Origin of the sequence: Flavobacterium resistens (assembly GCF_900182645.1) — a bacterium.
GTDB classification, from domain to species: Bacteria; Bacteroidota; Bacteroidia; order Flavobacteriales; family Flavobacteriaceae; genus Flavobacterium; species Flavobacterium resistens.
The window spans coordinates 237,991-251,066 of sequence record NZ_FXTA01000002.1 but is presented as its reverse complement, the minus strand read 5'-3'; the positions used below and the strand labels follow the sequence as shown (position 1 = coordinate 251,066).

The following is a 13,076-nucleotide window of genomic DNA, read 5'->3' as shown; positions in this document are numbered from 1 at the left end:
AAATGAAAAATTTTATATATCTATCAATAATCAGCGCTTTGTTTATTTCTTGTGGAGGAGGTTCAGATGACCCAAATCCAACACCTGCAGAAAACGTAGCGCCAAGTGTACCAGTATTAACTTCTCCGGTTGACAATAAATTATGTTTAGAAAACACGGTTTCTTTTTCATGGAACAGATCTACAGATGAAAATAAAGATGCCATAACCTATCAAATTCAAGTTGCAAAAGACAATGCTTTTACACAAATCGTTAAAACATTTGATGGAGCAGAAAATTTAGCTTCATTTGTACTGGATAAAAACACTGCTTTTTATTGGAGAATAAAAGCAACAGACAGCAAAGGTCTTGCGAGTGCTTATTCATCGGTTTTTAAATTTTATACTGCTGGAGATGCGGTTGTAAATCATCTTCCATTTGCTCCAGAATTGGTTGCTCCATTTTTAAATTCTGCTTTAAATGCAGGAACTGTTTCTTTAAAATGGAACGCTTCTGACGTTGATACCGCAGATGCTTTAACTTATGATGTTTACTTTGGAACAGCAAATCCGCCAACAGCTAAAATTGCCGAAAACAAATCAGAAAAGACATTTGATACCACAATTGAATCTGGCAAACAATATTTCTGGAAAGTTGTTGTAAAAGACAACAAAGGAGGAGAAACTGTTGGTCAAGTGTGGAAATTCAAAACCAACTAAAAAATAAAATCAACTAACCTTAAAAATCCCATTTTCGATAAACTGAAAATGGGATTTTTTTATAATTGCGCATCACATTGCATTTTTATTTCTAACTTTAATCTTACAAGCTGACAACCAAAGAAATAAAAACCGATATGAAGAAAATCATACTTTTATTTTTTCTTTTATTTTTCTTCAAAACCAGTGCGCAGACCTCTGATACATTAGTACTGAAAAACAATGATATTCTTGTTGGCGAAATAAAAATAATGAATAAAGGCGTGGTCCAAATTGAAACCGATTACAGTAAAGATGATTTTAAACTGCAATGGAAACATGTAAAAAATATTGGATCAGAAAGAATTCACATTATAAGCCTTATTAATGGTGTTTTAATGAATGGGAAAATTTCGAAAATTAATGCGCCCTATAAATGCGAAATTACAAATGTCGAAACGCAGACCAAATCCATAATCGACCTTGCCGATATTGTATATATAAAACCTGTCGACGAAAGTTTCTGGGACAGACTTGATGCTAGTTTTGATGTGGGAATAAAAGTAACTAAAGCGCAAAACTTACAGCAATTAACTGCAAACGTAAACTTAGGCTACACGTCCAAAAGATGGTACGGGACGGCAATGTACAAACATCTGCAATCGATTCAAGATGATAGTGAACCTATTAGAAGAATTGATTCTGAACTAAGCTATGTTCATTTGCTTCCAAAAGATTATTTCATTCCATTATCGATTACTACTTTATCTAATACCGAACAGGACATTGATTTGCGTGTCATATCAAAAGCAGGATATGGAAAATTTCTTATACACAGCAATAAAAAATATTGGGGAGTTGCCTCTGGCCTATCCTTTAACCATGAAAAATTTAAAGACACCAGCGAACCCAATAAAAGTTTGGAGCTTTTCATTGGAACCGATTTTAACCTGTACGATATTGGCGATTTCAGCATTCAGACAAAAGCAACTGTTTTTCCAAGTATTACAGAAAGCAAAAGGGTTCGTACCGATTTTTCTTTAGATACAAAATATGATCTGCCATTGGATTTTTTCATCAAGCTTTCGTTTGTTTATAACTACGACAATAAACCTAAACCTGGTGCATCAAAAGATGATTATGTTTTCCAAACAACCTTTGGGTGGAAATTAAACTAAAACTTAAGCACAAAAAGAAAGAGCTGTCAAAAACTGACAGCTCTTTCTTCAATTGTAATTAAAAAGTAAATTATGAGTTACCGCACAATGCAGTATAATCATCAAACATTTTGATGTAAGTCTCTTTGTTTTCGTGATCGTAAACTCCTTTTTCGATGTTCTCGATCATTTTTGGACAATCAGAGAAATATTCTTTTAATGCTTTTCTTCTTCCTAAGAAAACTGGCGGAATAAAGAATTCATCCTGAACATGTTTTTTCAAAGTATAAGCATCTTGTGGGAAGAACTCATGATATAAAGAAACTTTTCCTCCTTTTTTAACTTCTTCAAACATTGAATATCTTTTTGAGCTTGTTTCTTGCTTGTTCATGTCAAATGAAACCAAAGAAACTCCTCTTCCTGTTTTACCTACAATGTACATTCTTCCTTCTTCGTCTTTGATATTAACTACTTTTTTCAAGTTAGTTCTTTCTGGTTTTTTCTGTCCTTCAACATAGATATAAACACTGCTTTTTTCAGAACCAATACCGTCCATCATCGATCTCAATCCAGATACTGTTTGCTCTGTTCTCAAATCTACCAACTCTGGGTAATCACTGATAATTCTAACTTTACCTTTCCAAACTTTAGAATCTGTATCTAAAACTTCACCTGGAAATTCTGCATATCTAAACGCTGTTGGCGCTTTTTTGTATGATGCCAAAACTGGTTCTTGAGGAATTGCCTCGATAGTAAATGTCTTTTCAGTAAGTTTTTTGTATTTTTCAATATCCTCAACTAAAGTTGACATGTATGGATAATCATTTCTCATACCCAAAAAGCTTTTTTCATTTTCTTTTACTCCAGGTAAATATTTTGAAGCTTCTTCAACATTTCCTAAAAGAATATAAGTTGCCGCCAAGTTGTAGTTAGCACTGAATCTAATTTGTTTTGCTAAATCTTCATCATCTTTATCTTGAAAATTCACAAGGTCTTTCCAGAATTTTTGAGCTTCTCCAAACAAATCAGCCCAGTTTTCTCTGTCAACATCAACTAAAGTTGGCATTACTTGAAGTGACTGATTGTATTCTTCAATATTAAATGTTGATTTTGATTTTTTCTTTTTCTCAATATCAGAATATCTCAGCTTTGTAATTTTTGGTCCATACAAATAGAAACCTTCAAATTCTTCAATCATACTGTAGAAATTGTCAGTCAATATCTTATACGTCAAATTCTCATAAGTCTCTGTTGGGTTTGTAACATACATACAAACTTTAGGAGTTGTATATCTTTTATAGATTACTTTTCCAGTTTTATCTGTAATTTCCAAATTAGACTCTAAACCAATATAATAAGCCGGTGCTTTTTGGTAATAAGTCTGTACATATTCTTCATCGTTTACAAGTTCAAAACGAGTCAAATTGTATTTTACTTTAAACTCACCTTCTTTTTGTTTTTTCAAACCTGAAATCGAAAAAGCTTCATAAAACTTCTCTGAAGAGTATGGCGCTTTTTTGTTATTCATACTACTTTCCAAACCTGGTGCAAGATTCAAAATCATTTCATATGATTTGTAATTTCCGTATTCAGGATTTGTTGGAGGTACAGGACCTCTTAAATTTAGTGGGTTACTTATAGTAGCTTTACCAAACCAGCCAGTAGATTGACCACTAACAATTTGATTGATACCTGTAAGCATTAATAATAAAACAACTTGTGTAATTTTTTTCATAGTATTTTATTTAAGAACTGGATTATGCGTAGTATTTGTTTTTGCCGCTTTAAAACTTGCAATTAATTTATTCGCTTTTTCAATAATTGCTTTTCCATCACTTTTGTCATAATCATTCTCGATTAATTTTTCAGATTCAGTAATAGCTTTTTCTGGCTGATCTAACATTAAGTAAATAACAGCTAAATTAAAGTAAGCTGAATATCTCATTTTTCGAGATGGTTTATTGTCTTCAGTATATTTTGTTTTCAATGAATCAAAATACTCAATTAAAGGTTGCATATTAGATTTCAAATCATCTATTGGCTCATCAGCTTTCATAGTAGCAAATAAAGCTTTTACAGCCTGAATTGCTTCAATTTGTGTTTTTCCTTCATCACTTTTAGCATCCAAAATCCAAAGAATTTCATTGTCGCTTTTAGCTCTATAACCATAAGTTGAATTAACATTTGAATTGAAAGTACTCATTGAATTATCTGAAAAACTTCTCAGCATTTGATCACGAATAGCGCCTTTATTGATATAAAAATCTTTTAACGCAGCTGATGAAGTTTCATATTCTGAAGATTTATACTCCAATTCTCCGTTAAAACTTAAGTTAAAACCTTCAGTTGCTGCCGCAACTACTGATGCTGAAGTTGTATCTTTTTTGATAACTGCATTTTTCAAAAACCTATTTGTTGTTGGTGGTGCTTCTGCTGGTTTTGCCTGCTCAACTGGTTTTGCAACTACGGCTACAGGAGTAACTGGACCTTTTACCTTAGCATAACCTCTGGTTGCATATTTTGCTGTAACAAAATGGTAATCTTTTCTGCTAATTACTTTACCGTCTTTATCTCTTTTCTCGTCAGTTCTTATTCCTGGAGTAGCTCCTTTTTCAACAAAATCTTCTAAGTTAAGTTCAATTTGTACGGTACCGCCACTCTCTACTTTTTTCCAGCCAGAGATACGAATTTTATCATTAAGAGTAGCCGGATCAACGTAAGATTGTATCGCCCCTCCACATTTTACAGTTGAAGAATAAGTTCTTTTTTCATAAGGAACTCCTTCTTTCGGAAGAATTTGATAATTCACATTAAAATAAAAACGATCCAAATCTACTTTTTGTGCTTTTACACCAAAAAAAGACATGAACAAAACGAATAGTATTGCTTTTTTCATAGGTTAAGTATTAATAAATTTTGATGCACAAACCTATTTATAATATTTCTAAAAAACAACTTTATATGACTATCAATTGAAGAAGATTGTGTTAAATTTCACACATTCTAAAACTTTGGGGGAATGACAGTTGTAAGAATTTACTTCAACTAAAACATGTAATAAAATTAACCAAAAATAACCTACTCTGTAGTTATACGACTACAGACTTTTCTTAACTAAACATAATGAAAAAACTCCTGCTCTTTCTGTTCAAAAAGCAGGAGTTTTTATTTTTTTATAAAAAGTCTAAAGAATATCTTCGCAGGTAAAAATTTCTTTCAGACGAACACCTTTTTCAGTATGTTCAACCGTTATAATTTGGTTATGAGCATCGTGCTCTAAGAAGAGATAATAATTTTGATCTGCAGCTGCATTCAATAATTTGGCTTTTTCAGGCATCGTAAGCAATGGCCTTGTGTCATACCCCATTACATACGGAAGCGGAATATGTCCGGCTGTCGCCAACAAATCAGCACAAAAAACAATTGTTTTATCTTGATATTTTATATGCGGAATCATTTGCTTTTCAGTATGTCCGTCAACGTAATAAACATCAAAACCTAATTCTTTTGAAAAACCAAAATCGCTTTCTGGTCTTTCAACAAAATTCAATTGTCCGCTTTCCTGCATTGGCAAAATATTTTCTGCTAAAAATGAAGCTTTTTCTCTTTGATTTGGTTTTGTTGCCCATTCCCAATGATTTTCATTCGTCCAGAATTTTGCATTTCTAAAAGCAGGTTCATATCCCGTTTTATCAGAATTCCATTGAACACTTCCTCCACAATGGTCAAAATGCAAGTGCGTCATGAAAACATCGGTAATATCATCTCGGTGAAAACCGTATTTTGCAAGTGATTTATCTATGGAATGCGAACCCCAAAGCGAGTAATATCCAAAAAACTTCTCTGATTGCTTGTCGCCCATTCCGGTATCAATCAAAATCAGGCGATTACCATCTTCAATAAGTAAACAACGCGCTGCAATATCAATTAAATTATTGGCATCAGCAGGATTGGTTTTGTTCCAGATTGTTTTAGGAACAACGCCAAACATGGCGCCTCCGTCTAACTTAAAATTTCCAGATTCGATTGGATAAAGTTTCATAAAAATAATTTCTAGTAAGCAAACAAAGCTAGCAAATCCTGCTGCTTTAAACTAAAAATTCGTTGTAAAACTTTTTGAAGAGCTATTCTAAAGTAATTGAAGAACTGCCCATTATTTCTTGTTTATCAAAGAAATTGACAAAATAAGTTCCTTTTTTAAACTTGGCTAAATCATTATTCAAAACACCATAAACATTGGCCATTTTCCCTTGGTAATCAACACCAACTAAAAAACTATAAACCAAGGCTTTATCATTACCAAATTCGATTAATTTATTTTCGCCTAAAACAGTATTTTTTTGATCTAAAACCTGAATATAGTAAACTCTTTTGCCTGTTTTTGCAACAGAATTTCCGTTAACAGAAAAACTAATTTTAAGCTTATCTGTGTTTTTTGCTTTAGTCGTTTCCTGTTCTTTCCCCGAACTTTTCTCATTAAAAGCAGTCACTTTAAAATTACCTAAAGAAAGTCTTGAAGCATCTTTTAAAGTAGATTCCAGCTTTTTTTGTTTTGAAATAAGCGTGTCATTTTCTGCTTTTTGCTTGTACATTACGACATTCTGACTTTCAATTTCAGTAAGCAGGTTTTTATTTTGAGATTTCAATTTTTTAATTTCCGCAACTTTAAGATCCAATGAAACTTTTAAATCTGATAGTTGCTTACGGTAAATTTTAATCTGTTCTCCCGAAGGATTCTTAGAAGCTTTTATGATTTCCATCAAATTCTCAATATTCTTTTTTTGGAGCTCCAATTCTTCAGAAAGTGTAGTTTTTTCAAAAATGGCAACATCATAAGCCAGTTTCAAATTATTCAAAGAATCCAATATATTTTCCCGATCTAGAGTTTCTGGGCTCGATCCCGTTATCTCTAATCTACTGTTAGAAGGCTGTTCTATGATATCATTTGGTTCGTTGCTAAAGATCAAATATGTGGCACCTATTCCAAAAATAAAAATTATTGCAAAAAGGGCCTTAATCCAGCTATCTTTGTGATTTTTCTTCATGATTAATCATAATTTTCTGCAAAAGTACCAAAAATTTAAAACCAAGAACAAGTAAAAATACGGTATTTTAACGCTTTGTTACAACAATTAATAATTTAGAAACATACAAACTACATTTTTGTAAGTTTCTTTTTATTTACTTAAGAATTTGGCATTTTTAAAAGAATTTTTGAACACAAAATAACTTCTATCTATTTTAACATTTGTTATAATAATGTGAACCGTTATGGAAAAAGGTTTTTAAGTCGTATCTTTGCAGACAATTTCATTTGAACATTGATAGACAGCTCTTTAAATTGTAATAATTTAATTACTTTTTAAACAGTTTTCATCAATAAAAGAAAATTAAAAACTATAAACACAATGATAAAAGTTTCTGATACAGCCAAAAAGAAAATCATCGATTTGATGACAGACGATGGTTTTGACGCCGCACATGACTACGTACGTGTGGGAGTGAAAAGTGGCGGATGCTCTGGTTTGTCATACGATTTGAAGTTTGACAAAACCAAAGGCGATGATGACAAGATATTCGTAGATAATGATATACAAATAGCAGTTGAAAAAAAATCATTCCTGTATTTAGCCGGAACAATTCTTGAATTTTCAGGCGGATTAAACGGAAAAGGATTTGTTTTCAATAATCCAAATGCAAGCAGAACTTGCGGATGCGGAGAATCATTCTCTCTTTAGTCAAAAGCCGAAAGTCGTAAAGTCATAAAGACTAAATTGACTTCAAACTTTGGACTTTAAAACTACTTAGACAATAAAAAAATAATGAGCAAATACACAGAAGACGATTTAAAAATCGAACTCGAAACTAAAGAATACGAATACGGATTTTACACCAATATAGAATCTGAGACGTTTCCTATTGGCTTAAACGAAGACATCGTGAGAGCTATTTCTCTTAAAAAAGAAGAACCTGAATGGATGACCGAATGGCGCATCGAGGCTTTCCGTGCCTGGAAAGAAATGATCGAGCCAGAATGGGCAAATGTTCGTTACGAAAAACCAGATTTTCAGGCGATTTCTTATTATTCAGCTCCAAAACAAGTAGATCCTAACAAAACTTTGGACGATGTTGATCCGGAATTGCTAGAGATGTACAAAAAACTTGGAATTTCTGTTGATGAGCAAAAAATGATGAACAATGTCGCTATGGATATTGTTGTCGATTCTGTTTCTGTAGCAACAACTTTCAAGAAAACTTTGGCTGAAAAAGGAATTATTTTCTGTCCAATTTCTGAAGCTATTAAAGAACATCCTGAATTAGTAAAAAAATATTTAGGAACTGTTGTACCTCAAAAAGACAACTTCTACGCAGCATTAAACTCAGCGGTTTTCTCTGACGGAAGTTTCTGTTATATTCCAAAAGGCGTTAAATGCCCAATGGAACTTTCAACTTATTTCAGAATCAATCAAGCAGGAACTGGACAATTCGAAAGAACTCTAGTTATTGCTGATGAAGGAAGTTACGTTTCTTACCTTGAAGGATGTACTGCTCCAAGCCGTGACGAAAATCAATTACACGCTGCCGTGGTTGAATTGATCGCTTTGGATGATGCTGAAATTAAATATTCTACTGTTCAAAACTGGTTCCCTGGAAACAAAGAAGGAAAAGGTGGAGTTTATAACTTCGTAACCAAAAGAGGTTTATGCGAAACAAACGCTAAAATTTCTTGGACACAAGTTGAAACAGGTTCTGCTGTAACTTGGAAATATCCTTCTTGTGTACTTAAAGGAGATAATTCGGTAGGAGAATTTTATTCGATTGCTGTTACAAATAATTTCCAACAAGCTGATACTGGAACTAAAATGATCCATTTAGGCAAAAACACTAAATCGACTATTATTTCTAAAGGTATTTCAGCTGGAAAATCACAAAATAGTTACCGTGGTTTAGTGCAGATTTCGCCAAGAGCGGAGAATGCAAGAAACTTTTCGCAATGTGATTCATTGTTAATGGGTAACAATTGTGGAGCGCATACTTTTCCTTATATTGAAAGTAAAAATCCATCGGCTAAAATCGAGCACGAAGCAACTACAAGTAAAATTGGAGAAGATCAGGTTTTTTATTGCAACCAAAGAGGTATTCCAACTGAAAAAGCGATTGCCTTAATTGTAAACGGTTTCAGTAAAGATGTATTGAACAAATTGCCAATGGAATTTGCAGTTGAAGCGCAAAAATTATTAGAGATTTCTTTAGAAGGTTCTGTAGGATAATTTAAAGATGGGAAATAAAAAAGTCATCATTTTAGGTTCTTCCAGAAAAAACGGAAACACAACAAAAATTGTGGATGAAATTTCTAAGGAGCATCACTTCGATGTAGTGAATCTAAGTGATTACAATATTTCGTATTACGATTACGAAAGCAAAAATATAGACGATGATTTTCTTCCTTTAATAAGAAGAATACTGGAAGAGTACGACACCTTAATTTTTGCAACGCCGGTTTATTGGTACAATATGAGCGGTATTATGAAGGTCTTTTTCGACAGGATTTCAGATTTAATCCGAATTGAAAAAGAAACCGGAAGAAAACTAAGAGGAAAGAAAATTGGAGTGATTACAAATTCACACGATAATGAAATCGAAGATAGCTTTTACATCCCGTTTCAAAAATCAGCCGATTATTTAGGCATGGAATATTTAGGACATGCGCATTTTAATGCCAATATCCTAAACCAACAAACAAAAATAGAATTGACATTTATATAAAATAAAAAACAATGTTATCAATAAAAAACCTTCACGCCGCGATTGGTGATAAAGAAATCCTGAAAGGAATTAATATAGAAGTTAAAGCTGGAGAAGTTCACGCTATCATGGGACCAAATGGTTCTGGAAAAAGTACACTTTCTGCTGTTATTGCAGGAAACGAAAACTATGAAGTTACAGACGGAGAAGTTATTCTTGACGGAGAAGATCTTGCTGATTTAGCTCCAGAAGAAAGGGCACATAAAGGTGTTTTTCTTTCGTTTCAATATCCGGTAGAAATTCCTGGAGTTAGCGTAACTAACTTTATGAAAACTGCCATCAACGAAACTCGTAAAGCAAACGGACAAGAAGAAATGCCGGCAAACGAAATGTTGAAAGTAATTCGTGAGAAATCTGAATTATTAGAAATCGATCGTAAATTTTTATCTCGTTCTTTAAATGAAGGTTTTTCCGGAGGAGAGAAAAAAAGAAACGAAATTTTCCAAATGGCAATGTTAGAGCCAAAATTAGCAATCCTTGACGAAACCGATTCTGGTCTTGATATCGACGCTTTAAGAATTGTTGCTAACGGAGTGAACAAATTAAAAAGCGACAAAAACGCTATTATCGTTATCACGCACTACCAACGTTTGCTAGATTATATCGTTCCTGATTTCGTTCACGTTCTTTACAACGGAAGAATCGTAAAATCTGGTGGAAAAGAATTGGCTTACGAATTAGAAGAAAAAGGATACGACTGGATCAAAGCAGAAAATTAAAATTTGTTTCAGGTTTCATGTTTTTTTAGTTTCAAGTTAAACTGTATTTTGTAAGTTTAAACTTAAAATTATTAAACTAGAAATTATGGCGACAATAACTCGATTTGAGGATTTAGAAATTTGGAAAGAAGCTCGACGATTAGCAAAAGAAATTCATCTTATTGCAGTTCATAGAGAGTTAAGGTCTGATCTCAGATTCAAAAATCAGATAAAAGATTCTTCGGGTTCAGTAATGGATAATATTGCTGAAGGATTTGAAAGAGATGGGAATTTAGAGTTTAGACAATTTTTATCTATCGCAAAAGGTTCAGCCGGAGAAACAAGATCTCAATTATATCGCATTTTTGATTTTGAATATATTTCGGAACAAAAATTCGAAGCTTTAAAAACAGATTATGAAAATTTAAGTGGTAAAATAAAAAACTTTATCACTTACCTAAATAAAAAAGATTTCAAAGGAAATAAGTTTCAGTAGAAAAACCTGAAACAAAAAACCTGAAATAAAATGGATTTCAAAGGAATTAAGTTCCAGCAGTCAACCTGAAACTTGAAACCTGAAACACCGAAGGAAACAACAACGAAAATGGATTTAAAAGAAAAATTAGTATCGTCTTTTATGGCTTTTGAAGAGCGTGTCGATGTACATTCAGATTTACATGACATACGCACAAATGCTTTAAAAAACTTCGAAAATAAAGGTTTCCCAACCAAAAAAGAAGAAGCTTGGAAATATACATCGCTAAATGCCATCTTAAAAAATGACTTTACGGTTTTTCCAAAGCAGGAAAATGCAATCGAATTTAATCAGGTAAAAAAATACTTTTTACACGAAATTGATACGTACAAATTAGTATTTATCGATGGCGTTTTCAGTTCGCATTTGTCTTCTACAACGCATGACGGAATCGATGTTTGTTTGATGTCATCAGCATTGACCAAACCAAAATATAAAATGGTTATTGATACGTATTTCAACCAAATTGCAAGTAAAGATGATAGTTTGACTTCATTGAATACTGCTTTTGCAATGGAAGGTGCTTTTATCAATATTCCGAAGAAAAAAGTAGCAGATAAACCAATTGAGATCATGTATTTCTCAACAGGAAACGAATCGGCTTTAATGGTTCAGCCAAGAAATTTGGTTATTGTAGGTGAAAATTCACATGTTCAAATTATTGAGCGTCACCAAAGTTTGAATGAAAATCCGGTTTTAACAAACTCTGTTACAGAGATTTTTGCTCAAAAACGCGCGATTGTTGATTATTACAAAATTCAGAACGACAATAGTGAAGCCAATTTAATTGACAACACTTACGTTTCTCAACAACAGGAAAGTCATGCTTACGTGCACACTTTCTCTTTTGGTGGAAATTTGACTCGTAACAACTTGAACTTTTACCATTTTGGTGAAAGATTGACAAGTACGTTAAACGGAATTTCGATCTTGAACGACAAACAACACGTAGATCATTATACTTTGGTAAACCACGCAACGCCAAATTGCGAAAGTTTCCAGGATTATAAAGGAATCTTCTCTGATCGTTCGACAGGAGTTTTCAACGGAAAAGTTTTGGTAGAAAAAGAAGCTCAAAAAACAAATGCGTTCCAAAAAAGCAACAACATTTTATTGAGTGACAAAGCGACTATCAACGCAAAACCACAATTAGAAATTTTTGCTGATGACGTAAAATGTTCTCACGGATGTACAGTTGGACAGTTAGATGAAACAGCAATGTTCTACATGCAATCTCGTGGAATTCCACAAAAAGAAGCTAAAGCTTTACTGATGTACGCATTCTCAAATGCCGTTATCGAAAGCATCAAAATACCGGAATTAAAACAAAGAATTACTAAAATCATTGCCATGAAATTAGGCGTGAATTTAGGATTTGATTTGTAAAAAGTAATTAATTCGACTTTGAAGAAATCTATCCGGAAAATTCTTTTTTCATCGATATTTGTTTTATTTGGAGTTCAATTTAGCCAAGCTCAATTTTTTAAAAAATATGTTTATACCGAAGGCGAGCTTGGCGTAATAAGCTCCTTTTTTGTAACTAATTCTGAAGGGGAAGCTGTTCCTTTTGCTTTGGGCGGATTAAGCCTTAGAGGTGGTTTAGGAGTTCATGACGAAGAAAATAATTTATTTTTAGGAATATACTCAGGATTTGAAGGTAATTTTAGACATTCTATTGGTATACTTCCGGTTTATTTAAACAGTAAACTTGCTTTAAATATAGCTGACGATAAAAAATTGTTTTTTTCGTTTGGTTATGGAAGAAGCTTTCAAATGGGACCGGAAAATCTAAGTGGATATTTGAAAAAATATTCCATCGCGTATGGAAGAGTTACCAGTAGAGAAAACATTCAAAGTTTTTTTATAGAAATAGACAATCATGGATATAATTTCCCTGATGATGGAATTTCAGTTGTAACGTTAAACTTTGGTTTAACCTATACGTTTTTATAAAAGAAATATTTAATCGCAAAGTCCGCAAGGTTTAATTTTAAACTTTGCGGACTTTGCAATTTTTACTTGGCGTCTTTGCGGTTAAATATCATCCTCTAATTTTTATTATAGACAATATAATCCCTAAGAAAAACAATCCCAATCCAAGTAATAAGCAGATCGTATTAAGTGGATGACCAATACTAGTAGACCATGCAAATCCATTTAAAACAAAACCGATTATTAATAAAATAATTGGATGAAATAGTTT

13 protein-coding genes are annotated in these 13,076 nt (G+C 32.8%); 9 read left to right on the top strand and 4 right to left on the bottom strand.

The window, feature by feature from the left end; all coding sequences use genetic code 11:
- Positions 1–2 precede the first annotated feature (2 nt).
- Both FN795_RS07245 and FN795_RS07240 read left to right on the top strand, forming a co-directional pair.
- The gene (locus FN795_RS07245; RefSeq protein ID WP_142450018.1) at positions 3–698 is read left to right on the top strand and encodes a fibronectin type III domain-containing protein; all 696 of its coding nucleotides are present in this window, start codon (positions 3–5) and stop codon (positions 696–698) included.
- 137 nt (positions 699–835) lie between these two features.
- Entirely contained in the window at positions 836–1,855 is a 1,020-nt protein-coding gene (locus FN795_RS07240) for a DUF481 domain-containing protein (RefSeq protein WP_142450017.1), read from the top strand.
- Positions 1,856–1,925: 70 nt separating this feature from the next.
- Here the strand turns inward: FN795_RS07240 and FN795_RS07235 are convergent, their stop codons facing one another.
- From FN795_RS07235 to FN795_RS07220, 4 genes are all read right to left on the bottom strand, one after another.
- Positions 1,926–3,569 (bottom strand): hypothetical protein, encoded by a 1,644-nt coding sequence (locus FN795_RS07235; RefSeq protein WP_142450016.1) that lies wholly within the window; start codon positions 3,567–3,569, stop codon positions 1,926–1,928.
- A gap of 6 nt (positions 3,570–3,575) precedes the next feature.
- Positions 3,576–4,730 (bottom strand): hypothetical protein, encoded by a 1,155-nt coding sequence (locus FN795_RS07230; RefSeq protein WP_142450015.1) that lies wholly within the window; start codon positions 4,728–4,730, stop codon positions 3,576–3,578.
- A 288-nt stretch (positions 4,731–5,018) separates the two neighbouring features.
- Entirely contained in the window at positions 5,019–5,876 is an 858-nt protein-coding gene (locus FN795_RS07225; protein ID WP_142450014.1) for an MBL fold metallo-hydrolase, read from the bottom strand.
- A gap of 82 nt (positions 5,877–5,958) precedes the next feature.
- On the bottom strand, positions 5,959–6,879 hold the full coding sequence (locus FN795_RS07220) for a hypothetical protein (protein ID WP_142450013.1): 921 nt from the start codon (positions 6,877–6,879) through the stop codon (positions 5,959–5,961).
- Between the two features lie 363 nt (positions 6,880–7,242).
- Here FN795_RS07220 and FN795_RS07215 point away from each other — a divergent pair, with 363 nt between their 5' ends.
- From FN795_RS07215 to FN795_RS07185, 7 genes are all read left to right on the top strand, one after another.
- Positions 7,243–7,572, top strand: coding sequence for a HesB/IscA family protein (locus FN795_RS07215; RefSeq protein ID WP_026727150.1), 330 nt, complete (start codon positions 7,243–7,245; stop codon positions 7,570–7,572).
- 84 nt (positions 7,573–7,656) lie between these two features.
- On the top strand, positions 7,657–9,105 hold the full coding sequence (gene sufB / locus FN795_RS07210; protein WP_026727151.1) for a Fe-S cluster assembly protein SufB: 1,449 nt from the start codon (positions 7,657–7,659) through the stop codon (positions 9,103–9,105).
- 7 nt (positions 9,106–9,112) lie between these two features.
- Entirely contained in the window at positions 9,113–9,601 is a 489-nt protein-coding gene (locus FN795_RS07205) for a flavodoxin family protein (protein ID WP_142450012.1), read from the top strand.
- Positions 9,602–9,612: 11 nt separating this feature from the next.
- The gene (gene sufC, locus FN795_RS07200; protein ID WP_008466070.1) at positions 9,613–10,359 is read left to right on the top strand and encodes a Fe-S cluster assembly ATPase SufC; all 747 of its coding nucleotides are present in this window, start codon (positions 9,613–9,615) and stop codon (positions 10,357–10,359) included.
- A gap of 85 nt (positions 10,360–10,444) precedes the next feature.
- On the top strand, positions 10,445–10,834 hold the full coding sequence (locus tag FN795_RS07195; RefSeq protein ID WP_142450011.1) for a four helix bundle protein: 390 nt from the start codon (positions 10,445–10,447) through the stop codon (positions 10,832–10,834).
- A gap of 108 nt (positions 10,835–10,942) precedes the next feature.
- The gene (gene sufD / locus FN795_RS07190) at positions 10,943–12,259 is read left to right on the top strand and encodes a Fe-S cluster assembly protein SufD (RefSeq protein ID WP_142450010.1); all 1,317 of its coding nucleotides are present in this window, start codon (positions 10,943–10,945) and stop codon (positions 12,257–12,259) included.
- Positions 12,260–12,277: 18 nt separating this feature from the next.
- On the top strand, positions 12,278–12,826 hold the full coding sequence (locus FN795_RS07185; RefSeq protein WP_142450009.1) for a hypothetical protein: 549 nt from the start codon (positions 12,278–12,280) through the stop codon (positions 12,824–12,826).
- Positions 12,827–13,076: the final 250 nt, after the last annotated feature.